General features: G+C 55.4%; 20 protein-coding genes. 7 read left to right on the top strand and 13 right to left on the bottom strand.

The features are described 5' to 3' along the window. The first annotated feature begins 55 nt into the window (after nt 1–55). Entirely contained in the window at nt 56–1744 is a 1689-nt protein-coding gene (locus KVT28_RS05460; RefSeq protein WP_217547114.1) for an aspartate:alanine antiporter, read from the top strand. 361 nt (nt 1745–2105) lie between these two features. Next, the gene (ybjG, locus tag KVT28_RS05465) at nt 2106–2711 is read left to right on the top strand and encodes an undecaprenyl-diphosphate phosphatase (RefSeq protein WP_101760992.1); all 606 of its coding nucleotides are present in this window, start codon (nt 2106–2108) and stop codon (nt 2709–2711) included. Nucleotides 2712–2777: 66 nt separating this feature from the next. On the opposite strand, the gene KVT28_RS05470 is transcribed toward ybjG, so the two are convergent. Next, nucleotides 2778–3983, bottom strand: coding sequence for a serine hydrolase (locus KVT28_RS05470; protein WP_101760993.1), 1206 nt, complete (start codon nt 3981–3983; stop codon nt 2778–2780). A 275-nt stretch (nt 3984–4258) separates the two neighbouring features. Between KVT28_RS05470 and KVT28_RS05475 the strand changes: the two genes are divergently transcribed. Beyond that, nucleotides 4259–4915 carry an HAD family phosphatase gene (locus KVT28_RS05475; protein ID WP_101760994.1) on the top strand — a complete coding sequence of 219 codons (657 nt, stop codon included), beginning with the start codon at nt 4259–4261 and terminating at the stop codon, nt 4913–4915. Between the two features lies 1 nt (nt 4916). Here KVT28_RS05475 and KVT28_RS05480 read toward each other — a convergent pair whose 3' ends face one another. The 3 genes from KVT28_RS05480 to KVT28_RS05490 form a co-directional block, all read right to left on the bottom strand. Then, complete coding sequence (locus KVT28_RS05480) at nt 4917–6050, bottom strand: PQQ-dependent sugar dehydrogenase (RefSeq protein ID WP_217547116.1); 1134 nt, start codon at nt 6048–6050, stop codon at nt 4917–4919. Nucleotides 6051–6154: 104 nt separating this feature from the next. Beyond that, entirely contained in the window at nt 6155–6811 is a 657-nt protein-coding gene (locus KVT28_RS05485) for a DUF3313 domain-containing protein (protein ID WP_217547118.1), read from the bottom strand. Nucleotides 6812–6928: 117 nt separating this feature from the next. Beyond that, nucleotides 6929–7564 carry a carbonic anhydrase gene (locus tag KVT28_RS05490; protein WP_217547121.1) on the bottom strand — a complete coding sequence of 212 codons (636 nt, stop codon included), beginning with the start codon at nt 7562–7564 and terminating at the stop codon, nt 6929–6931. 315 nt (nt 7565–7879) lie between these two features. On the opposite strand from KVT28_RS05490, the gene rimO reads away from it, so the two are divergent. Further along, nucleotides 7880–9205 (top strand): 30S ribosomal protein S12 methylthiotransferase RimO, encoded by a 1326-nt coding sequence (rimO, locus tag KVT28_RS05495; RefSeq protein ID WP_110865820.1) that lies wholly within the window; start codon nt 7880–7882, stop codon nt 9203–9205. Here rimO and KVT28_RS05500 read toward each other — a convergent pair. Beyond that, the gene (locus KVT28_RS05500) at nt 9202–9651 is read right to left on the bottom strand and encodes a DUF4385 domain-containing protein (RefSeq protein WP_101760999.1); all 450 of its coding nucleotides are present in this window, start codon (nt 9649–9651) and stop codon (nt 9202–9204) included. The genes rimO and KVT28_RS05500 overlap by 4 nt on opposite strands. A 114-nt stretch (nt 9652–9765) precedes the next feature. Between KVT28_RS05500 and KVT28_RS05505 the strand changes: the two genes are divergently transcribed. Next, complete coding sequence (locus KVT28_RS05505) at nt 9766–11427, top strand: methyl-accepting chemotaxis protein (protein ID WP_101761000.1); 1662 nt, start codon at nt 9766–9768, stop codon at nt 11425–11427. 56 nt (nt 11428–11483) lie between these two features. Here the strand turns inward: KVT28_RS05505 and gsiD are convergent, their stop codons facing one another. From gsiD to KVT28_RS05530, 5 genes are all read right to left on the bottom strand, one after another. Continuing rightward, nucleotides 11484–12389 carry a glutathione ABC transporter permease GsiD gene (gsiD, locus tag KVT28_RS05510; protein WP_217547124.1) on the bottom strand — a complete coding sequence of 302 codons (906 nt, stop codon included), beginning with the start codon at nt 12387–12389 and terminating at the stop codon, nt 11484–11486. A gap of 10 nt (nt 12390–12399) precedes the next feature. After that, nucleotides 12400–13320, bottom strand: a complete 921-nt coding sequence (gsiC, locus tag KVT28_RS05515; RefSeq protein WP_217547126.1) for a glutathione ABC transporter permease GsiC — start codon at nt 13318–13320, stop codon at nt 12400–12402. A 49-nt stretch (nt 13321–13369) separates the two neighbouring features. Further along, a complete protein-coding gene (gene gsiB, locus KVT28_RS05520) occupies nt 13370–14905 on the bottom strand; it encodes a glutathione ABC transporter substrate-binding protein GsiB (RefSeq protein ID WP_217547129.1) in 1536 nt (511 codons plus the stop codon). A 63-nt stretch (nt 14906–14968) separates the two neighbouring features. Beyond that, a complete protein-coding gene (gsiA, locus tag KVT28_RS05525; RefSeq protein ID WP_217547131.1) occupies nt 14969–16825 on the bottom strand; it encodes a glutathione ABC transporter ATP-binding protein GsiA in 1857 nt (618 codons plus the stop codon). A gap of 9 nt (nt 16826–16834) precedes the next feature. Continuing rightward, nucleotides 16835–17800, bottom strand: a complete 966-nt coding sequence (locus tag KVT28_RS05530) for an isoaspartyl peptidase/L-asparaginase family protein (protein WP_101761004.1) — start codon at nt 17798–17800, stop codon at nt 16835–16837. Between the two features lie 359 nt (nt 17801–18159). Between KVT28_RS05530 and moeA the strand changes: the two genes are divergently transcribed. Together moeA and moeB are read left to right on the top strand one after the other, a co-directional pair. Next, entirely contained in the window at nt 18160–19395 is a 1236-nt protein-coding gene (moeA, locus tag KVT28_RS05535; protein ID WP_304622232.1) for a molybdopterin molybdotransferase MoeA, read from the top strand. Next, complete coding sequence (gene moeB / locus KVT28_RS05540) at nt 19395–20162, top strand: molybdopterin-synthase adenylyltransferase MoeB (protein WP_217547133.1); 768 nt, start codon at nt 19395–19397, stop codon at nt 20160–20162. The genes moeA and moeB overlap by 1 nt, the downstream gene beginning before the upstream one ends. Before the next feature lie 67 nt (nt 20163–20229). Here moeB and KVT28_RS05545 read toward each other — a convergent pair whose 3' ends face one another. The 3 genes from KVT28_RS05545 to KVT28_RS05555 form a co-directional block, all read right to left on the bottom strand. Continuing rightward, nucleotides 20230–21822 carry an ABC-F family ATPase gene (locus KVT28_RS05545; protein ID WP_064741202.1) on the bottom strand — a complete coding sequence of 531 codons (1593 nt, stop codon included), beginning with the start codon at nt 21820–21822 and terminating at the stop codon, nt 20230–20232. Nucleotides 21823–22014: 192 nt separating this feature from the next. Next, the gene (locus tag KVT28_RS05550; RefSeq protein WP_101761007.1) at nt 22015–22416 is read right to left on the bottom strand and encodes an H-NS family nucleoid-associated regulatory protein; all 402 of its coding nucleotides are present in this window, start codon (nt 22414–22416) and stop codon (nt 22015–22017) included. 417 nt (nt 22417–22833) lie between these two features. Next, nucleotides 22834–24363 (bottom strand): efflux transporter outer membrane subunit, encoded by a 1530-nt coding sequence (locus KVT28_RS05555; protein ID WP_192236556.1) that lies wholly within the window; start codon nt 24361–24363, stop codon nt 22834–22836.

Below are 24363 nucleotides of genomic sequence, written 5' to 3' on the forward strand. Positions count from 1 at the left end.
ATAGCGAAAAAAGTCCCTCTCATCAACTGGTTACAGGTTAAGAAGAAGTTAAACCGTGAACATTAACGTCGCAGAATTGTTAAGCGGAAATGACGTTCTGTTATTATTTGTCGTTTTAGCCCTCGGACTCTGCTTAGGTAAATTACGCCTCGGTTCGGTCCAACTCGGTAATTCCATTGGAGTCCTGGTTGTTTCGTTGATTTTAGGTCAACAGCATTTCGCCATTAATACTGACGCATTAAGTCTTGGCTTTATGTTGTTTATTTTTTGTGTTGGCGTGGAAGCCGGGCCTAACTTTTTCTCGATATTTTTCCGCGACGGTAAAAACTACTTCTTTCTGGCGATTGTCATGGTTGTCAGCGCGCTGTTAATCGCCCTGACGCTCGTCAAAGTATTCGGCTGGGATATTGGTTTAACCGCGGGCATGTTGGCCGGTTCAATGACCTCAACGCCGGTGCTGGTGGGTGCTGGCGATACGTTGCGGCAAAGTATCAGCGACAGCCATCAGCTCATTTTAATGCAGGATAACCTCAGCCTCGGTTATGCCCTCACTTATCTGGTGGGTTTAGTCAGCCTGATTTTTGGCGCCCGCTATCTGCCGCGCCTGCAGCACCAGGATCTGCCGACCTGCGCGCAGCAAATCGCGCGCGAGCGCGGCCTCGACGCCGATAGCCAGCGCAAAGTGTTTCTGCCGGTGATCCGCGCGTATCGCGTGGGTCCGGAACTGGTGGAGTGGAGCGGCGGTAAAAACCTGCGCGAGCTGGGCATTCATCGCCAGACCGGCTGCTACATCGAGCGTTTGCGCCGCAACGGTATTCTCGCCAGCCCGGACGGTGACGCGATGCTGCAGCTGGGCGACGATATCTCGCTGGTGGGCTATCCCGATGCGCACGCGCGTCTTGATCCCAGCTTCCGTAACGGCAAAGAGGTGTTCGACCGTGATTTGCTGGATATGCGCATCGTCACCGAAGAGATCGTGGTGAAAAATCACAATGCGGTGAACAAGCGCCTGAGTCATCTCAAACTGACCGATCACGGCTGCTTCCTTAACCGGGTGATTCGCAGCCAAATCGAAATGCCGATCGATGACAGCATTATGCTGAACAAAGGCGATGTGCTGCAGGTAAGCGGCGAAGCGCGTCGCGTGAAAAGCCTGGCCGATCGCATTGGCTTTATCGCCATTCACAGCCAAATCACCGATCTGCTGGCCTTCTGCGCCTTCTTTATCGTCGGCTTGATGGTCGGGATGATCACCTTCCAGTTCAGCAATTTCAGCTTCGGCATCGGTAACGCCGCTGGATTGTTGTTCGCAGGCATCATGCTGGGCTTTATGCGCGCTAACCATCCTACATTTGGCTATATCCCGCAGGGTGCGCTAACGATGGTGAAAGAGTTTGGCCTGATGGTGTTTATGGCGGGCGTAGGTCTGAGCGCGGGCAGCGGCTTGCAGCACGGTTTCGGCAGCGCCGGCGCGTTGATGCTGCTGAGTGGCTTGCTGGTCAGTTTGCTGCCGGTGGTGATTTGCTATCTGTTCGGCGCTTACGTGCTGCGTATGAACCGCGCGCTGCTGTTTGGTGCCATCATGGGCGCGCGCACCTGTGCGCCAGCGATGGAGATCATCAGCGATACCGCGCGCAGCAGCATCCCAGCCTTGGGCTATGCAGGAACGTATGCGATCGCGAATGTTTTGCTGACGCTGGCCGGTACCCTGATCGTGATAATCTGGCCGCTTTTGCCTTTATAAAAATATTTTTGCGCTGTCCAGAACTTTCTTCTGGGGTCGCAGTCTGAATAAGTGCCACTGCTTTTCTTTGAAATCCCCAAATTGTGGAGCCCGCCGGTCACTGACTTGCGGGTTTTTTTATGGCTGCCATTTTGCCGCTTAAGGTTCTTCTCAGACAAAAATTCCATCCTGCCACTCTGATGTCGATTTTTTAAATCTTCATGCAACTTTCATCAAAGTTAAACACTCCAACAACCCGCGATAAGATTAAGAGCGCGACTATTTATTCCTGGTTCGGACGCTTCTAGGCTATCAGCTTTATTTTGCAGACAATTTTGCTCTGCTGTTTTTCGGGTAAACAAGACGAGGACAAGGAATCGTGATGGAAGCATTGAACCACACGCTCTTTTTATGGATTAACGCTACAGAGGATTCACCGCAGTGGCTGATCACTCTGGCGACTTTTATCGCCAAAGATGTGATCGCCATCGTACCACTGCTGATTGTGGCGCTGTGGCTGTGGGGACCGCGCGATCAGGTGCAGTCTCAACGCGAGCTGGTGCTAAAAACCGGCATGGCGCTGCTGTACGCGCTGAGCATTTCATGGTGCGTCGGCCAGCTGCTGCCGCATCCGCGTCCGTTCGCTATTGGTTTTGGCCATCAGTTACTGTCACACCGACCTGATGATTCCTATCCGAGCGATCACGGCACCACCATTTTCACCTTTGCGCTGGCATTTATCTTCTGGCATCGCCTTTGGTCAGGTGTGGTGTTGCTGGTGATAGGCAGCGCCATCGCCTGGTCACGCGTCTATCTTGGCGTGCACTGGCCGCTGGATATGCTGGGCGGATTCCTGGTTGGCTTGCTGGGTTGTCTGGCGTCGCACATGGCGTGGCAGCTGTATGGCGAACGCATGCTGGCGTTTACGCATCAGGTGTATCGCGCGCTGTTCGCCATGCCGATTAAGAAAGGGTGGATTCGTGAGTAAGCGATGGGGTCGCCATTAATGACGAGCCTGTAAAAAACGGTGCGCATCAAGCGCACCGTTTTTGTCTCAACTAAACCACTTCCCGAACCAGCCGTGGAATTTCATCATGATGAAATCCCAAATGCGACCAACAAAGCCACCTTCCGGCACAGCTTCCATCGTCACCAGCGGACGTTGCTCAATGGTTTTGCCATCCAGCTGGAAATCGATAGTGCCCACCACCTGATTCTTCTCCAGCGGCGCTTCCAGCTGCGGTGAATTTAGGGTAAAGCTGGCCTTGAGGTTTTTCATCTGCCCTTTTGGCACGGTGATCGCGGCGTCTTTTGCGACGCCAAGATTGACCTGGCTGCGATCGCCAAACCAAACGCGCTGCTGCGCAAACGGTTTATCGGCCTTAATCGGCGTCACGGTTTCATAGAAGCGGAAGCCCCACGTCAGCAACTTCTCACTTTCGCGGAAACGCGTGGCATCGGTCGCCGCACCGAGCACCACGGAAATCAGCCGCATATCGCCTTCGGTTGCCGACGCCACCAGATTGTTACCCGCGCCGGAGGTGTGACCGGTTTTAATGCCATCCACCTTGAGATTGGTGCTCCACAGCAGACGGTTGCGGTTCATCTGCTTAATCTTATTGAAAGTGAACTCTTTTTCGCTGTTGATCGCATACTCTTCCGGCACATCGCTAATCAGGCGCTGGCCGATAATCGCCATATCACGCGCGGTGCTGTACTGCCCTTCGGCGTCCAGGCCGTGTACCGTCATAAAGTGGGTGTTTTGCAGGCCAAAGGCTTTGACGTAGTTGTTCATCAACCCGATAAACGAATCCTGGCTGCCCGCGACATAATCAGCCAGCGCGATACAGGCATCGTTGCCGGATTGAATCACCACACCTTTATTCAGCTCAGAGACCGGAATGCGATCGCCGGGCTTAAGGAACATCAGCGATGAGCCGCGCAGCTTGGGATTGCCGGTTGCCCACGCATCCTGGCCGATGGTAACCATGTCATCGTTGTGAATCTTGCCCGATTTCAGCGCCTGGCCGACCACATAGCTGGTCATCATTTTGGTCAAACTGGCGGGATCGAGGCGTTGATCGGCATTGGATTCCGCCAACACTTTGCCGCTGTTGTAATCCATTAAAATCCAGGCTTTGGCGTCAATTTGCGGTGCCGCAGGTGCCTGTTCAGCCAGGGTGGCTGCGGGGATAAAGAGTAAAAGAAGTGAAGACGCAGCCAACGGCCGCCAGACAGAAGCGAAGGTGTTTTTTCTCATGAGCGTGACCAGATTGTCCTTGTTAAATCTCGGTTTTCTTGCAGGCAAGACATGTCTTGCCCCACGCTAACGGTTCAGGCCAGCGAAAAAAACCGCTCAATCGTAAAGTTTTATAGAGTTTATTAGAGTAACCCTGGCACCAACCGCGCAGCGCCGCCACTTTTGCCCATCTGACTATTGAAAAATTTTGCGTGTAATTCCGATTTTTCGCAGAACGGTTAAGCCAGTCACAAATTTCCGCTAACCTGAACTCAGTCAGCCTGAGGAGAGCCGCGATGGACTTAGCCATTTTCGATTTGGACGAAACCCTGATTTGTGAAGACAGCACCAGCCTCTGGCTGCGCTGGTTGGTTTCACAGGGCTTTGCCCCCGAAGAGATCATCCAGCAGGAGAAAATCCTGATGGAGCAATATCACACCGGTACGTTATCCATTGAAGAGTATATGAACACCACGCTGGCGCCACTCGCCGGCATGGCTACGATGACCGTTGAAGGCTGGGTACGCCGCTTTATCCATCGCGACATCATGCCGCGCGTGTTCCCTGCCGCCCGCGAGCGTATTGCGTGGCACCAGCAGCGCGGCGATACGGTAATGATCATCACCGCCAGCGGCGATCATCTTGCGGTGCCCATTGCCGAACGCCTTGGTGTACACGGCGCGCTGGCGATAGGCGTGGAAGTGGTGGATGAACGCTACAGCGGACAAACCTACGGCACCATGACCTATCGCGAAGGTAAAGTGACACGCCTCAGTGACTGGAAAGCGTTACAGCAAGATCAACGCTTTGAACGCACCTGGGCTTACAGCGATTCGATGAATGATTTACCGCTGCTGGCACATGCCGATCATGCGTGGGTGGTCAATCCCAATCCGCTGCTGCTGCAGGAAGCACAACAGCGCGGATGGGAAGTGTGTAACTGGGCACGCTAATTTAACCGCGTGGGGCGCTGGCTGTGTCTGGCAGCCCCACTTTCAGCAGCTTGCCATTGGATTCATCGGTTAGCACGTACAGATAACCATCCGGGCCTTGCCGCACATCTCGAATACGCTCACCACGATTTTCCAGCAATCTCTGCTCCTCCACCACTTTCTCGCCGTTGACCTGCAAGCGAATCAAACTCTTCTCTTTCAGCACACCAATAAACAGGGAATTTTTCCACTGCGGGAAGCGCGCGCTGTTGTAGAACGCCATGCCGCTGATGGCCGGCGAGACTTTCCAGAAATGCAGCGGTTGCTCAGTGCCTTCCACTTCACTGCCCTTTGCTTCCGGCACTTTCTGCCCGCTGTAATCAATGCCATGCGTCGCCAGCGGCCAGCCGTAATTTTTGCCCTTCTCGGGGATGTTGACCTCATCACCACCGCGCGGGCCGTGTTCGCTTTCCCACATTTGCTGCGTCCACGGATTGAGCGCCAGCCCTTGCGGATTGCGCATGCCGTAGGACCAGATTTCCGCGCGCGCGCCTTGACGATCAACAAACGGATTGTCCGGCGGGATTTCACCGTCTTTGGTCAGACGCACGATTTTACCGGAGAGCTTATCCAGCTGTTGCGCGCTGCTGCTGGCGAAGTTGTCACCGAAGGCGATATAGAGAAAGCCCTGGCGATCAAACGCCAGTCGCGTGCCGATATTGGCGCCGCCCGACAGCTTCGGCGTTTGCTCCAGCACCACTTTAAAGTCACTCAGCTGACGGTTGTCATCGCTCAGGCGACCATAACCCACCACGCCACCAGCCCGACCGCTGGCATCGGCGGTGGTGTAGCTGAGCCACACGCGGCGGCTTTCGGCGAAGTCCGGTGCCAGCACCACATCCAGCAAGCCACCCTGACGATTCGCCCACACCTTCGGCACCCCGTCGATCGGTGGCGACAAGCCTTTACCCGGCTGCCAGCTGCGCAGCTGGCCGGATCGTTCAGTGATTAACAGCGTTTGATTATCGGGTAGAAAAGCCACGGACCACGGATGGTCGAGCTTGTCCTGAAGCACCTGAACCTGCACATCGGCAGCGAATAACGGTAAGGACGTGCTTAAAGCGCCAAACAGCAGCGCGGCGGGCAGTAAACGCATGGCATTCTCCTTTATCGCAGTCTGCCGTAAAGCGTAGTCAGCGCGTGACAAAGGATGTGCAGGATTTACAAAACATTAAGCCCGGCACGCCGCCGGGCGAGAATTTACTGTGCGGGGAAGGTCAGCGCATCGCGGACCATCTCGTCGATGCCCGGACGCAGATCGTTGAGTGTGATTGGCGCACTGTTGTTCGGCAGATTTTTACCAAATGCCTTGCGCACCACCTTGATCAGCGGCTTGCCAGTTTGCGCATCCAGCGCTTCCATTTCGAGGAACAGCGCGCTGTTTTGCGTGCGATGTCCAGTCGCTGCCATGGTGCTGGCAACAACAGCGGCAATTGGCACCACTTCATAGAACTGCACGCCTTCATTTTCGGCAGAAACGGCGGTGATAGCGGTTTTAACTACCAGCGTGTGAGGGCCTTTTTGCGTCACCAGCGGTTTACGCTGGGAAATCGCGTGCTTGAGTTGCGTATCGGTATAGCTGCGGATCGCATCCAATGTTTGCTGATCGATACGTGCCGTGGGATGCGCCGCCGGATAATAGACCACTGGCGTATACACCACGCCTTTATAATCAGCATCATGGTAATCGGGTGAAATCCAGCGCAAGGTCGGTTTACCGCTGGGCGACTCGGTGGCCTTCAACTCACTGTAATCGCCGAGAAATCCTGAATATTGTTGTTGATTAGTCACATGAGAGGTACAGCCCGCCGCCAGTATTGCCAGCGTTAAAACAGAAGCATAAAGGTGAAATCGCATGAGAAAGCCCTTATCAGAGGTAATTGCTTCTCAAGTGTAGGAGGTCGTCAAAAACGTGGCGGGAAATATTAACGAAATGCGAGGATAACCACCTGCAATGCAGGTGGTTAGGCGGAATTACTCGAAGCAGGTTTCCGGGTTTTCCGACAGCGAAATAAAGGATTCACCGCCTTTGGTCAGGGCAATGATTCCGCCACTCTCAATATCATAAACCCATCCATGCAGGCGAATTTTGCCTTTACTCAGCGCTACCGCTACGGAAGGGTGTGTTTTGATATTGTTCAGCTGCGCAATCACGTTCTCTTTCACCATTTCGTTGAGACGCTTCTCAACGGAATCGTAGTTACGCTCTTCCACCACCGCTTTCGCCGCGTTGGCGTAGTGCAACCAGTGATCGACCGCGGGCATGGTTTCGAGATCGGCATTGGAAGCAATGGCGTTCATGGCACCGCAGTTAGAGTGACCACAAATAATAATTTCGGTCACGCCCAAAGCGACAACCGCGTACTCAATGGTGGCGGACACGCCGCCCGGCTCTGGACCAAACGGTGGCACGATATTACCGGCGTTTCGGATCACGAACAGCTGACCCGGCTCCGACTGCGTCACCAGCTCTGGCACCAGACGGCTGTCTGAGCAGGAGATAAACAGGGCTTTGGGATTTTGGTTGGATGCCAAACTTTTGAAAAGATCCTTCCTTTCAGGGAACACATTCTGTTGAAAATTCAGAAAACCTTTGACGATCTCTTGCATATGTCTGCTCTCACATTATCCACTTCTGCCCTGGCAGTGAGGATTCACTATCAGTGCGATTTGAAATTTTCAGCGAAGATAACAACTTACCTTCACCGACCCAACATTTAAGCAAAAGGCGCCAGCTTACACAACTCGGATCGCCACAGAGGGCCATTGCGCCAGCGAGTGAGCCGCACCGCCAACAGAGTTAAGCACAATCATCATGCATTAGTTACCCCATAAGGAGATTCTTACACAGCCTATACATTTTCCCCGGCAACCTCTGTACAATCGCCCCCCTATCCACACTAATTATGATGAATTTTTATCCTTATGAGCCATGTCAAAAATCCACCGCGCGTGGGGTTCGTCTCCCTCGGCTGTCCGAAAAACCTCGTCGACTCTGAACGCATCCTGACGGAGCTGCGTACTGAAGGCTATGACGTGGTGCCACGCTACGATGATGCGGAGATCGTCATCGTTAACACCTGTGGATTTATTGACAGCGCCGTACAGGAATCTCTGGAAGCGATTGGTGAAGCGCTGAATGAAAACGGCAAAGTGATCGTCACCGGTTGCCTCGGTGCCAAAGTGGATCAGATCCGCGAAGTGCATCCGAAAGTGCTGGAGATCACTGGCCCGCACAGCTACGAGCAGGTGCTGTCGCATGTGCACACTTATGTGCCGAAACCAGAACACAATCCGTTCCTGAGTTTAGTGCCAGAGCAAGGTGTCAAACTGACGCCGCGTCATTACGCTTACCTGAAAATTTCCGAAGGCTGCAACCATCGCTGCACCTTCTGCATCATTCCATCAATGCGTGGCGATCTTGATAGCCGCCCAATCGGTTCGGTGCTCGACGAAGCTAAACGTCTGGTCGAAGCGGGCGTGAAAGAGCTGCTGGTAATCTCACAAGACACCTCCGCTTACGGCGTGGATGTTAAACATCGCACCGGTTTCTGGAACGGATCGCCGGTGAAAACCAGCATGGTGAGCCTGTGCGAGCAGTTAGCCAAACTCGGCGTGTGGGTGCGTCTGCACTACGTTTATCCTTATCCGCATGTGGATGATGTGATCCCGCTGATGGCCGAAGGCAAGATTCTGCCGTACCTCGATATTCCGCTGCAGCACGCCAGCCCGCGCATCCTCAAGCTGATGAAGCGTCCCGGCGCGGTAGAGCGCACGCTGGAGCGCATTAAGCGCTGGCGTGAAATCTGTCCGGAGCTGACGCTGCGTTCAACCTTTATCGTCGGTTTCCCCGGTGAAACCGAAGAAGATTTCCAGATGCTGCTCGACTTCCTGCGGGAAGCGCGCCTCGATCGCGTTGGCTGCTTCCAGTACAGCCCGGTAGATGGCGCAACTGCTAACCAGCTGCCGGATCAGGTACCGGACGACGTGAAGCAGGATCGTTTTGATCGCTTCATGCAGCTGCAGCAGAAGATCTCCAGCGAACGTCTGCAGGAGAAAATCGGCCGCGAAGTGCTTGTGCTGATTGATGAAGTGGACGAAGAAGGCGCGGTGGGACGCAGCATGGCTGACGCCCCGGAAATCGATGGCGCGGTTTATCTGAACGGCGATCGTCAGGTGAAAGTCGGCGACGTGGTCCGCGTTAAAGTGGAACACGCCGATGAATACGATCTGTGGGGCACGCGCGTTTAACCATACTTCTGCTGGTGCGCACGCTTGCGCGCCAGATAGTCAGTATCCGCGCGCAGTTTATCCCAGCACGCTTTGAAAACGGCCGCCGCAGCGGCCTTTTCTTTTTCTGTGGTACGCGGCAGTTCGTTGCCCGCCTCGTCATATTTACGCCCGCCCTGATGATTACTGTAGCGGCGTGCACGCGTATAACCCATCTGAATATATTTGCGCGCCATGTCCATACCGACAAAATCGTCCTGCGCGCGATATGCCTCAAACAGCTGCATAATCTGCTGTGAAGATTCTTTTGCCAGCTCGACGGTGCGAAAACGCCAGTGCGGCAGAATCTCACTTTTATAGGGCTCGACCATCAGCACGCCCTGCTCGCCGCGCCCCACCTGATACAGCTCAGGCTGCTGGCGAAAATTGATGTGCTTGAAATCCTGCTCGTAGTTAAACGCTTTCATCTGTTTTTCCCGCCTCTCATCGTCCCGTGACGTAATTATTTCCTGCTGGCACTTAAGCGATTTGCTTTTATACCGATAACCTGGATATCAGCCTACTTCCTCAGAGACGCACCTATGTTTAAACGAATGAAAATTGTGACAGCCATCATGATGATATTGGTGGTTTTCACCGCGATGCAGGCGATTTCCGGCTCGCTGTTTTTATCATCACTGATTACCGGACAGCATAATTTCACCACCAGTAATCAGCTGTCACATCAGCAGCGTGAGCTGGCCGACGGTTGGCAAACGCTGGTGAAAACGCGCGTGATCATTAACCGCGTCGCCATTCGTATCCTGAAAAAACAAACGGATGAAGCGTCCGTCGCCGCCATCAACAAACTGCTGATCAGCGCGGGTGCGTCACTGGATGAAGCAAAGCAACATTATGACCTCTACCAGAGCATGCCGCGCATTGCCGGACAAAGCGCTGATTCAGCCAGTGTAGTCGACGCTAAATTTGCTGCCTTCGCAGAATTACTGAAACAGTCGGCAGCGTTCCTGAAAGCCAATGATTACGCCGCCTATGGCAACCTTGACGCCCAGCAGGCGCAGGACGATCTGGAAGTCGCGTACAAGCAATGGCGCGAGCACAACGTGCAGCTGCTGGCCGAGCGCAATGCGGAATATGATAATAACTATCAGCACATGCTGGTGTTGGTCGCCGTGATGGCGATAGTTGTGGTGCTGTTGCTGGTTGCGGTGTGGATTCTGGTGCGTCGCATCCTGCTGGCACCGATGAAGCAGGTGCAGCAGCAGATGGAGCGCTTCGCCGACGGCGATCTCTCCGCCCGTTTGCAGGTGGAAGGCCGCAGTGAAATGGCATCGATTGCCGCCAGCCTCAACCATATGCAGCAGTCGCTGCTCAGCACCATTAACAATGTGCGTGATAGCGCGGATGCGATTTTTGGCAGCGCCAGCGAGATTGCCAGCGGCAATAACGATCTCTCTTCACGCACCGAGCAGCAAGCGGCATCGCTGGAAGAGACCGCCGCCAGCATGGAACAGCTTACCGCCACGGTGAAACAGAATGCCGATAACGCGCGTCAGGCCACGCAGCTGGCGAAAACCGCCTCGGAAACCGCCGATAAAGGCGGCAACGTGGTGGATGGTGTGGTGAAAACCATGCGCGATATCGCCGACAGCTCGAAGAAAATCGCCGATATCACCAGCGTGATTGATGGCATCGCCTTCCAGACCAACATCCTCGCGCTCAACGCGGCAGTTGAAGCGGCGCGCGCCGGTGAACAAGGACGCGGTTTTGCCGTGGTAGCGGGTGAAGTGCGCAATCTGGCACAGCGCAGCGCTCAGGCGGCGAAAGAGATCAAACTGCTGATTGAGAATTCCGTGCAGCGTGTCAACACCGGTTCGCAGCAGGTGAGCAGCGCCGGTGAAACCATGCAGGAAATCGTCAGCGCTGTTACCCGCGTCACCGATATCATGGGCGAGATTGCTTCAGCGTCCGATGAGCAGAGCCGCGGCATCGACCAGATTGGTCAGGCGGTGAACGAGATGGATCGCGTCACGCAGCAGAACGCCACGCTGGTGCAGGAATCGGCTAACGCCTCAGCGTCGCTGGAGCAGCAGGCCAGCAGCCTCTCTTCTGCGGTAGCCCGCTTCAAAACCGGCACGCGCCAGGCGACTGCAACGGTGGCGAAAGTGGTGAAACCGGTGATAACACCAACCCGCGCGCAGCCTGCCGCCGCGCACAGTAATGACAATTGGGAAACGTTTTAAGACCGGAGTGGTGCGGTTATTGAAGAGGTCGCCATAAATGGCGACCGGACCCACCATCAGGTCTTCAATTTGGGATCCAGCGCATCACGCAAACCATCACCCAGCAGGTTAAACGCCAGCACGGTGAGGAAAATCGCCAGGCTCGGGAAGATGGCGACATGCGGCGCAATTACCATATCGGCGCGCGCTTCATTGAGCATCGCGCCCCACTCCGGCGTGGGCGGCTGCGCGCCGAGGCCGAGAAAGGACAAACTCGCCGCCGTGATAATCGAGGTACCGATACGCATGGTGAAATAGACCACAATCGACGACACCGTGCCGGGCAGGATGTGACGCATAATTATGGTCCAGTCCGACGCGCCAATACTGCGTGCCGACTCAATATAGGTTTGATGTTTCAGCACCAGCGTATTGCCGCGCACCAAACGGGCAAACGCCGGAATGCTGAAGATCGCCACCGCGACAATCACGTTGCTCATGCCGCTGCCCATAATCGCCACCACCGCAATCGCCAGCAGAATGCCGGGGAAAGCGAACAGCACATCGCAGATACGCATGGTGATGCGATCCCACCAGCCTTCGTAATAGCCCGCCAGCAGACCTAAAACGGTGCCGATCAGCGCGCCAATCGCCACCGAGAAGAAACCGGCGATCAGCGAGATACGCGTGCCCACCAGCACACGGCTGAAAATATCGCGCCCCAGCGAATCAACGCCAAACCAGTGCATCAGCGACGGCCCTTCGTTTAGCCGGTCGTAATCGAAATAGTTTTCCGCATCAAACGGCGCAATCAGCGGCGCAATAAACGCCACCACGATCAGCAGCAGCACAAACAGTCCGGCTAGCAGCGCCACATGCTGACGGCGAAAGCGTCGCCAGAATTCGCGCCACGGCGTGCGTACCCGGTTTTCCGTGATAGTCGGCAGGGTTTTCAATGCCGCGACTCGTCGCCAGTTCTTCAATTGCAACTCCTTACTTGTAGCGAATTGCCGGGTTGATTGCCGCGTACAGCACATCGACAATCAGGTTAATCAGGATGAACTCCAGCGAGAACAGCAGCACTTCGGCCTGAATCACCGGGTAATCGCGCATCTCGACCGAATCCACCAGCAAGCGGCCTAAGCCTGGCCAGTTGAACACCACTTCCACCACAATCGAGCCGCCGAGCAGGAAACCAAACTGCAGGCCCATCATGGTGACCACCGGAATCATCGCGTTGCGCAGGCCGTGTTTCACCACCACCAGCGATTCGCGCACCCCTTTGGCGCGCGCGGTGCGCATGTAATCTTCCTGCATCACCTCCACGAACGACGCGCGGGTGAAGCGCGCCATCACCGCCGCCACCGCCGCACCCAAGGTGATCGATGGCAAAATGTAGTGTTTCCAGCTATCCGCGCCAACGGTCGGCAACCAGCCGAGCTCGACAGAAAACACCTGCATCAGCAGCATGCCGAGCGCAAACGCCGGGAACGAGATGCCCGACACCGCCAGTGTCATGCCGATTCGATCCGGCCAGCGATTGCGCCACACCGCCGAGGTGATGCCAATCGCCATACCGAATATCACCGCCCACACCATGCTACTGAGTGTCAGCCACAGCGTCGGGAAAAAGCGCGCGGCAATTTCGTCAATCACCGGACGTTTCGAGACCAGCGAATGGCCGAAATCGCCCTGCACCGCATTGATCATAAAGTGCCAGAACTGCTTGAGCAGCGGCTGATCGAGGCCGAGATCCTGACGCACCAGCGCCACCACCGAGGCATCCGCTTCCGGGCCGGCAATCAGGCGCGCCGGATCGCCCGGCAGCAAATGGACGAAGAGGAACACCAGCACCGCCACAATCAGCAGCGTGGGAATCAGTCCCAGTAATCGTTTGAGAAAATAGTTGAGCATGCGAAGTCCTGCGCAGCATCGGCCAGCCCGCTAAGGCTGGCCGCGTCTGTTACTTCAGATCGGCCTCATCAAAATTGAATGAGGTATCGGGCATGACATAAAAACCGCTGAGGTTTTTATTGTTGGCTGACAGCAGTTGTTCCACCACCAGCGGGATCCACGGATGATCGTTCCAGATGCGATCCTGCGCGTCTTTGTACAGCTTAGCTTTCTGATCGCGATCGGTGGTTTTCAGCGCATCGGCGAGATCTTTATCCACCTGCGGATTGCTGTAGAACGCGGTGTTGAAGATTGCTGGCGGCCATGAAGTGGTGGCGAACAGCGGCGTCAGCGCCCAGTCGGCTTCACCGGTCGAGGCGGACCAGCCGGTGTAGAACATGCGTACACCGCTCTCTTTCTGCCCTTTGCTCTCTACTTCAGCGGCACGCTGACCGGCATCCATCGCCGTCACTTTCACCTTCACGCCCACCTGTGCCAGCTGCTGCTGGGTGAACTGCAGCACTTTCTGCGCGGTGCTGTGGTTGTGCGAAGACCACAACGTGGTTTCGAAACCGTTCGGGAAGCCCGCTTCTTTCAGCAGTTCGCGCGATTTGGCCGGATCATATTTGATTGCCGGATAGCTCTGCGCAAAGTCGATGCTCGGCGGCACGATGCCGGTGGCTGGCGTGGCGTAACCGGCAAAGGCGACTTTTGCCAGTGCCTGACGGTTGATGGCGTACTCCAGCGCTTCACGCACTTTCGGATTATCAAACGGCTTTTGCGTCACGTTGAGGCTGATGTAGCGCTGCATGATTGACGGCGTGGTGACCACATCGAGCTTGCTGTTGCCTTCCAGCAGTTTGGCCTGCTCGAACGGCACCGGGAACGCAAAGCTCGCTTCGCCAGTTTGCAGCATCGCCGCGCGAGTGTTGTTATCCACCACCGGACGCCAGGTAATGCTATCCAGCTTCGGATAGCCTTTTTTCCAGTAACCGTCCCACTTTTTCACTTTCACGAAGTCGGTCTGGTTCCAGGTATCAAAGGCAAACGGGCCGGTTCCTACCGGATGGAAGCCGATCTCTTTGCCATATTTCTTCAGCGCAGTCGGGGAAATCATCACCGCCGCCGGATGCGCGAGGTTGTTGATGAAGGCCGAGAACGGCTGCTTCAGGGTGATTTTCACCGTGGTCGGATCGACCACTTCGGTGGTGGCGATATATTTGAACAGGTTATAGCGCTTGAGATGGTTATCCGGATTGCTGGCGCGATCAAGGTTCACCTTCACCGCTTCGGCATTGAAGTCAGTGCCATCCTGGAATTTCACGCCGGCGCGCAGCTTGATGGTGTACGTCAGACCGTCGCTGCTCGCCTGATAACTTTCCGCCAGCACGTTGGTCAGCTTCATGTCTTTATCGAAGCCGAACAAGCCCTGATAGAAGGACTTCGCCACCGCCTGCGACAGCGTATCGTTAGCGTCGTACGGATCGAGCGTGGTAAAGGTCGAGGCCACCGCAATCACCGCATCCTTCGCCGCCCACGCGGGCAGCGCCAGCGCCGAACTCAACAAACCGGCAGTGATAACCCCTTTTCGCATAATATGGTGCATCGTTATCGTTCTCCTGTAATCCCTGTCATGCGCGACATCCAAAGATGTGCGGTTGTTTGCTGCTCAGGCGCCGCTAATTGCGTGCCGGGCGACAAAATGGCCCGGTGCCACTTCCAGTAAAGGCGCCACTTCTGGCTCATCGCCCAGCGGGCGAATCGGGCTGGGGATCTCATCCACCATCAGCGCCCGCTCACGATGCCGATGGGCCGGATCGGCCACCGGCACCGCGGCCATCAGTTTTTTGGTGTAGGGATGGCGCGGCTGCTCAAATACCGCCTGACGCGGCCCCATCTCCACAATTTGTCCGAGATACATCACCGCCACGCGATGGCTGATGCGTTCCACCACCGCCATATCGTGTGAGATAAATAAGAAAGCGATACCAAATTCACGCTGCAAATCGAGCATCAGGTTGATGATTTGCGCCTGAATCGACACATCCAGCGCCGACACCGATTCATCGGCGATCACCACTTTGGGATTGAGCGCCAGCGCGCGCGCAATGCAGATGCGCTGGCGCTGGCCGCCGGAAAATTCGTGCGGATAGCGCTGCGCATGTTCCGGCAGCAGGCCGACGCGCTCCAGCAGCCAGGCAACGCGCTTCTCCGCCTGACGACGATCCAGCGTTTTGTGCACCAGCAGCGGTTCCATGATCGAAAAACCCACGGTCAAACGCGGATCGAGCGAGGCGTAAGGATCCTGGAAGATAAACTGGATATCGCGACGCAGCGACGCCAGCGCATTGCCCTGCAGCGCATCGATGCGTTGGCCGTCAAAAGTAATGGTGCCGCCCTGGCTGGCTACCAGCCGCAGCAGCGAACGCCCGGTAGTGGATTTTCCGCAGCCGGATTCCCCCACCAGCGCCAGCGTTTCACCGGCATGGAGATCGAAACTGACTTTCTCCACCGCGTGCACGCGGCGTTTAACGCGATTGAGCAAACCGCCGCGAATATCAAAGCGCGTGACTAAATCGCGCACCTGCAAAATCGGCGGTCGATCGTGACGCACCGTGTCCTGCGGTGCGGCCAGTTCTTCACGTCCGTTGCTATGCAATAAGGGAAATTTAGCCGGTAGCGGCTGGCCGTGCATCGCCCCCAGTTTGGGCACCGCCGCCAGCAACGCGCGGGTATAGGGCTGCTGCGGGTCGGCAAACAGCTGCTGCACCGACGCGCGCTCTACCACATCGCCGCGATACATCACCTGCACGCGATCGGCCATCTCCGCCACCACGCCCATATCATGGGTGATGAAAATCACCCCCATCTGCATCTCTTTTTGCAGCACGCGGATCAACTGCAGAATTTGCGCCTGAATAGTGACGTCGAGTGCGGTGGTGGGTTCGTCGGCAATCAGCAGCGCCGGTTTGCACGACAGCGCCATGGCAATCATTACGCGCTGTCGCATGCCGCCCGAGAGTTGATGCGGATAGCGTGATAACACATTTTGCGCTTCGGGAATGCGCACCAGATCGAGCATGCGCCGCGCTTCCGCCAGCGCCTGCTGGTGACTTTTTCCCTGATGCAGACGGATGGATTCCGCAATCTGCTCGCCAACGGTAAACACCGGGTTGAGCGAGGTCATCGGCTCCTGAAAGATCATCGCCATATCGGCGCCGCGCACTTTGCGCATCTGACCGTTCGACGCGCGCATCACATCCAGCACCTCGCCATTGCGACGCCGCAGCTGGATATCTCCGCTCACTTCGCCGCCGGCCTGCTGAATCAAGCGCATCAGCGCCAGCGAGGTGACGGATTTGCCCGAGCCCGATTCGCCCACCAGCGCCAGAGTTTCACCGCGATGCAGGTCGAGCGACAGGTTGCGTACCGCTTCGGTAATGCGCCCTTCATGCTCAAAGCGCACGTTAAGATCGCGCACCGCCAGAACCTGCTCCGGCGCAAACTGCAGCTGTTGGTCCGTCATGCCTGCTCCTTAGCTGTCGCGGTAAATCGCTACCTCAACATCGCCATTCACATAGGCGAATCCGCGATACATGCCTTCGCTGTTAAACGGCAGCGCCACATTGCCTGCGGCGTCAATGGCAATCAGCCCGCCGCTGCCTTCCAGCTCTTGCACTTTGTCATGAATGACGTTGGCGGTGGCCTGTTGCAGCGAGCGTCCGGCGTAATGCATCTGCGCCGCCACGTCGTAAGCGGCGAGCGTACGGATAAACACTTCGCCGGTACCGGTACAGGAGACCGCTACGGTGTCGTTGCTGGCGTAGCAGCCTGCGCCGACTAAAGGCGAATCGCCCACACGACCGGCCTGTTTGTTGGTCATGCCGCCGGTTGAGGTGGCGGCCGCCAGATTACCCTGAAGATCGAGCGCGACCGCACCGACGGTACCGAATTTGCGATCCGGGTCCAGCGGATCGTCGCTGTGACTGTTTGCTTCGCCATCGTGATCCAGCACCATCTGCTGGCTGTGCAGCGCGCGCTGCAGCTGCTCCCAGCGCTCCGGCGTGGAGAAGAAATCGGCGTCGACCGGCGCTAAACCTTGCTCAGCGGCGAAAGCTTCTGCGCCCGCACCGATAAACAGTACGTGCGGGCTATTCTCCAGCACCTTACGCGCCGCCAGAATCGGATTGCGGATGTGGCTGACGCCCGCGACCGCGCCGACGTCCAGCGTGCGACCATCCATAATGCTGGCATCGAGTTCATGCGTGCCCTGATGGGTGAACACCGCGCCCTTGCCCGCGTTAAACAGCGGACACTCTTCCAGCAGGCGTACGGCTTCGGTAACGGCATCTAACGCGCTGCCACCCGCCGCAAGAATTTGCTGGCCTGCGGTAACGATTGCGGTGAGTTGCTGACGATAGTGCTGCTCTTTTTCGGCGCTCATTGCCGCACGCGTAATCGCGCCCGCACCGCCGTGAATTGCGATAACTGCTTTAGCCATAACCGGTACCCTGTTAAGGAATCAGAACCAAAAACACTGATTTAGAATGGTTTTCATCTTTTTTTGGCAATTTTCGACTATAGAAAGGCACCCTCATCTTGTAAAGCAGAAACTGCCTGCGCGGTCATAACCTTTTATTGTGGATTATGCTTTTTTGGTTGTGATGTGCTTAGCGGATGCGCACCTGTAAAACAGGAAAACCATTTTTACCATTCGCACATTCCGTAGCGGCGCGATTTATCGCGCGATAAATTGCGCCGCCACGAAATGTGCAGTGATTGAGTAAAGTGCACTCTCGCTTAACGGCCACGCATTACCCATAATAGACCGCATCTGAAATTAACCAGGCAGAGATGGACATGGAACCTTTTACCGCAGGATTAATCTCCCTCGAAGACGCGCAGCAAAAGATGCTGCAACAACTGACGCCGATTAGCGATTCGATCAACGTCTCGCTGTTTGAGGCCGCCGGACGCATCACCGCCAGGCCGATTAACTCGCCGCTCGATGTCCCCTCGTTTGATAACTCGGCGATGGATGGTTACGCGCTGCGTCTGGCCGACATCGCACCCGATCGCGTGTTCCCGGTGGCCGGTAAAGCCTTCGCCGGTGCGCCGTTTAACGGTGCGTGGCCCGCGGGCAGCGTGATCCGCATCATGACCGGCGCGCCGATTCCCGCCGGTTGTGACGCCGTGGTGATGCAGGAGCAAACGGAGCAGCGCGACGGCGGCATTGTCATTACCGCGCCGGTGCAGACTGCGCAAAATATTCGTCGCATCGGTGAAGACATTCAGGCGGGCAAACAGGTGCTGGACGCCGGAGTGCGCCTTGGTGCGGCCGAACTGCCGCTGCTGGCGTCGCTGGGGATTGCTGAAGTCAGCGTGCTGCGCAAACTGCGCGTGGCAATCTTCTCCACCGGCGATGAACTGCAGGCGGTCGGCCAGCCGCTGGCGGAAGGTCAGATTTACGATACCAACCGCTTTACCGTGGCGTTAATGCTTAACAAGCTGGGCTGCGAAGTGATCGATCTCGGCGTGATTGCCGACGATCAGGCGGCGCTGCGTACCGCCTTTACCGAAGCCGATCGCCAGGCCGATGTGGTGATCAGCACCGGCGGCGTGTCGGTTGGCGAAGCCGATTTCACCCGTGCGATACTGGAAGAGCTCGGCGCTATCACCTTCTGGAAACTGGCGATCAAACCGGGCAAACCCTTTGCTTTTGGTCGCCTGGCCAACAGCTGGTTCTGCGGTTTACCGGGCAATCCGGTTTCTGCGGCGGTAACCTTCTATCAATTAGTTCAGCCGCTGCTGGCCACCTTAACCGGCCAAACCACGCGCATCATGCCGCTACGCCAACGTGCGCGTGCTACGCAACGTTTGAAGAAATCGCCGGGTCGTCTCGACTTCCAGCGTGCGATTCTCAGCCGCGGTGACGATGGCGTGCTGGAAGTGCGCAGCACCGGTGCGCAAGGTTCGCATGTGTTCAGCTCGTTCGCGCTGGCTAACTGCTTTGTGGTGCTGGAGCGCGAGCGCGGCGATGTGGAACCGGGCGAATGGGTGGAGATCGAAGCCTTTAATAGCCTGCTGGAGGGCTAATGAGCGTTGAGTTGAGCGACAAAGAGATGCTGCGCTATAACCGTCAGATTGTCCTGCGCGGTTTTGATTTTGATGGCCAGGAAAAGCTAAAGGCGGCACAGGTGTTGGTGATCGGCCTCGGCGGACTCGGCTGTGCGGCGGCGCCCTATCTGGCATCGGCGGGTGTGGGACATCTCACGTTGCTCGATTTCGACAGCGTTAGCCTCAGTAATCTCCAGCGCCAGATCCTGCACAGTGATGCGACAATTGGCGTAGCGAAAGTCGCCTCGGCGCAGCAGCAGTTGGCAGAGATTAATCCGCATTGCCAGTTGGAGCCGATTGATGCGCAGCTGGATGACGCGCAGCTCAGCACATTAATTGCGCGCCATGATGCGGTGGTGGATTGCACCGATAACGTCGATACCCGCGAGCAGATCAACCGCCTCTGTTTTCAGCACAAGGTGCCGCTGATTTCCGGCGCAGCGATTCGTATGGAAGGCCAGCTCAGCGTGTTTACCTGGCAGCCCGGCGAGCCGTGTTATCGTTGCATCAGCCGTTTGTTTGGCGATCAGGTATTAAGTTGCGTAGAAGCCGGCGTGATGGCGCCGCTGGTTGGCGTAGTTGGTGCAATGCAGGCGATGGAAACCTTAAAAGTGCTGACGGCGTTCGGTCAACCTGCTAGCGCACGCTTATTGATGTACGACGCGATGAGCGCGGAGTTCCGCAGCATGAAGGTGGCGCAGGATGCGCATTGTGAAGTGTGTGGTGAACAAGGTCGCCATGAATGACGACCTTACAGATGTAAGTCGCGGGTTTTCGTAGGGTGCGCATTCATGCGCACCTGGTTTTTCACAATTAAACAATACCCTGGCTGCGCAGGTAATCTTCATAGTTACCGGTGAAGTCGATAATACGATCGGCTTTCATCTCCATCACGCGGGTAGCCAGCGAGCTAACAAACTCACGGTCGTGCGAGACGAAAATCAGGGTGCCTTCGTACATCTCCAGCGCCATGTTGAGCGACTCGATCGATTCCATATCCAGGTGGTTAGTCGGTTCATCCATGATCAGGATGTTTGGCTTTTGCATCATCAGCTTGCCAAATAGCATGCGACCCTTCTCACCACCGGACAGCACCTTAGCGGGCTTGTTGATCTCGTCGTGACCAAACAGCAGACGACCAAGAATACTGCGCACCGCCTGTTCGTCATCGCCTTCCTGCTTCCACTGGCTCATCCAGTCGAATACCGTCAGATCGTCAGCGAAGTCTTCCGCGTGATCCTGGCCGTAATAACCAATGCGCGCATTCTCAGACCATTTCACTGTGCCGCTATCCGGCGTATGTTCACCGACCAGCGTTTTCAGCAACGTAGTTTTACCGATACCGTTGGCACCGAGAATCGCCAATTTCTCGCCGACTTCTAACATCAGGTTGAGTTTATTAAACAGCGGACCGTTATCAAAACCTTTGGTCAGCGCTTCAACTTCCAGCGCATTACGGAACAGCTTCTTATCCTGATCAAAACGGATAAACGGGTTTTGACGGCTGGAGGCTTTAACTTCTTCCAGCTTAATTTTATCAATCTGTTTGGCACGCGAAGTCGCCTGACGCGATTTAGAGGCGTTGGCGCTAAAACGGCTAACAAACGATTGCAGATCGGCAATTTGCGCTTTCTTCTTGGCGTTATCCGATAATAAACGTTCGCGTGACTGGGTAGCCGCGGTCATATATTCGTCATAATTACCCGGATAAACGCGCAGTTCGCCGTAATCCAGATCCGCCATGTGCGTGCACACCATATTCAGGAAGTGACGGTCATGCGAAATGATGATCATGGTGCTGTTACGTTCGTTGAGCACTTGCTCCAACCAACGAATGGTATCGATATCCAGGTTGTTGGTCGGTTCATCGAGCAACAAAATATCAGGATTGGCAAATAATGCCTGCGCTAAAAGGACACGCAATTTCCAGCCCGGCGCAATTTCGCTCATCGGACCGTAATGCTGCTCCACAGGAATGCCAACGCCCAGTAATAATTCACCGGCACGTGATTCTGAACTGTAACCGTCCATCTCGCCGTATTCGACTTCAAGGTCGGCCACTTTATAGCCTTCCTCTTCGCTCATTTCTGGCAATGCATATATACGGTCACGCTCTTGCTTCACTGCCCACAATTCATTGTGGCCCATGATCACGGTGTCCAGCACACTATATTGCTCGAAGGCAAATTGGTCCTGACGTAACTTACCGATACGCTCATTTGGGTCGAGGGAAACATTTCCACCCGTTGGCGCCAAATCGCCGCCCAGTATTTTCATAAAGGTAGATTTACCGCTGCCGTTCGCACCGATTAAACCGTAACGATTACCGCCGCCAAATTTAACGGAGATATTTTCGAACAGCGGCTTACTGCCGAACTGCATGGTGATATTGCTGGAAACTAACACGGCATTGACCTTTGTTACGCAGTGGAGGAAAAAACAGCGGGCATTATGCCAGAAGCGGGCACCCGGACGCCACCTCTGCGCCAGAGGCAGACGTTACGTTGGGCTAAAGGTGTTGTTGCTCATAAAGAAATAAAAACAACAAAAAAGCCGGGGGCATTTGCCCCCGGCTCCCACTTACAAGGATTGTGCGGATTATTTGATCAGGAAAGTGTCGAGGCTTTTACCTGAATCCAGCGCTTTTTTAATCGCTGCTGGTGTACGGCCCTGACCGGTCCAAGATTTTACTTCACCGTTTTCGTCGGTGTAGGAATATTTTGCCGGGCGTGGTGCACGCTTAGCGCGTTTTTTACCAACTTCCAGAGCGCCCAGTAATTCGTTCGGGTCAATACCATCAGCCAGCAGCATTTCGCGATATTTAGACAGCTTCTCTTCTTTTTCGCGGTTCTGCGCTTCTTCAGCGTTTACTTCGTCACGACGTTCAGTCACGACAACCGTTAATTTTTCCAGAATTTCTTCCAGATCGCTCAATGGCAGTTCACGAGCCTGCGCACGTAATGTGCGAATGTTGTTCAGAACTTTAAATGCGTCACTCATCACAATGTCCTTGCTTAAGGGGGTTAAATAAACTGTAGTGGCAAGATTACCTAATTCAAATAAAAAAATAAATTAATTTTATTGCCCGGATTAATCTGAAGTTGCTTACATATTTCTTACGTTAGGGTTTAAAACGCGGATAACCGCTTTAATTAACCCTGAATTAACAACCGTAATGTGTTCCATATGTAGCAACTGGAATCGATTTCAAAGCAATATTCCCAGGTAATAAACAATCATTTAGCGGCTATTACGCGCTGCAGCATTAGTGAGCATAATGGTAAGCAAGGATTAATGGTGTAACGTAAAACCCGTTTTCATCACGGATTATTATATTGCCCGGGATGAGAGAAGAATCTCATTTTTTCATATCGTGCCGATAAAAAAAGCCGGTGTTTAACCGGCTGCTAAGGGAAATTAATGCACTTCCGTTGCGGGACCAAACACAGAATAGTCTGGCAAATTGACGTTTTGATAAGGTTCCCAGCCACCGCCCAGCGCTTTATATAACGCCACTAAATCAAGTGCACTTTGCATCCGCGCCTGCGTCGATTGCGCTTTAGCTTGCGCCAGTTGTCGCTGCGCATCTAATACATCGAGGAAGGTGGAAATACCCTGACGATAACTGTCGCTGGCCAAATCAAATGCACGTTGCAGTGCGCCGGTGGTTTCATCCAGCGCTATAACCTGCTGCTGATCGGCGCGATAACTGACCAACGCGTTCTCCACATCCTGCAGCGCAGTTAATACCGTTTGCCGATAATCGAGCGCCGCGCTGGCTTGCTGCGCGCGCGCCAATTTTACGCTGGACACTAAACGGCCGCCCTGAAAAATTGGAATCGACAGCGACGGACCAACGCTGAAGAAGTGGCTGCTCCAGTCATCCAGATAGCTGGCATCGGTATTTCGCACGCCCAGTTGCCCGGTGAGCGACAAGCTGGGGAACAGCTCGGCAACGGATACGCCAATATTCGCGGTCTGCGCATGCAGTGTGGCTTCAGCCTGGCGAATATCCGGACGTCGCCGCGCCAGCGTCGACGGAATGCCCACCGGCACCAATTTCGGCAAATCAGGCAGCGGTTTTTTGCTCATCAGCTCGTTATCCAGCGCGCCCGGTGTTTTACCCAGTAGCACCGCCAAACCGTTCATTGCCTGCAACTGCTGCGCCTGATATTGCGGCAGCTGCGCATTCAGCGAGGCTAATTGCGCGCGGGCATTTTCCACATCCGTGGTCGGCGCTAAGCCGTTTTGCTGCTGGCTCTTTGTCAGTTCCCAGGTTTGCTGCGCGACCTCAATTTGCTGCTGCAAGGTCGCCAGCACCGCCTGCGAACCGCGCAATTGCAGATAGGCGCGCGCCACTTCGGCTTCCAGCGAGACCAGCGCATCGTTGCGTTGCTCAATGGCCGCCTGCTGCTGAGCATCCGCGGCTTCCATCTGGCGGCGTACTTTGCCCCATAGATCCAGCTCCCAGCTGGCGTCAAAGCTGCCCTGATACAGGGTGACAGAATGGTCTAAACCGTTCAGCTGGCTGGCGACATCGCTATCAACCTGGTCATAAACGCCGTTGGATTTCAGCAAGCCTTTTAAACCGAGCTGCTGACGGGTCACTTTTGCCGAGCCGTTAAGCGAAGGGAATAACCCACCGCGCGCCTGCGCCAGCTGTTCACGCGCCCCAGCAATACGCAGCACCGATTGTTGCAGCGTTAAGTTGCCGGCAATAGCGCGCTCAATCAGGCTATCAAGCTGCGGATCATTAAAGCTTTTCCACCACAGCGGATTGGTTGCTGCCGCCAGCGGCTTAGACGCTTGCTGTGAAGGCAAATCATGGTAACCGCCAGGTGTGTGCGCCTGCGGCGGCTGATAATCAGGTCCTACGGCGCATCCGGCCAGCAACAGTGACAGCGCCAGCAACGTCAGTGACGGCGTAGAGCGCGAAAACTTACTCAT

The sequence above is a fragment of the Pantoea sp. GbtcB22 genome, assembly GCF_019091025.1.
In the GTDB taxonomy this organism is placed as follows: Bacteria; Pseudomonadota; Gammaproteobacteria; order Enterobacterales; family Enterobacteriaceae; genus Pantoea; species Pantoea leporis.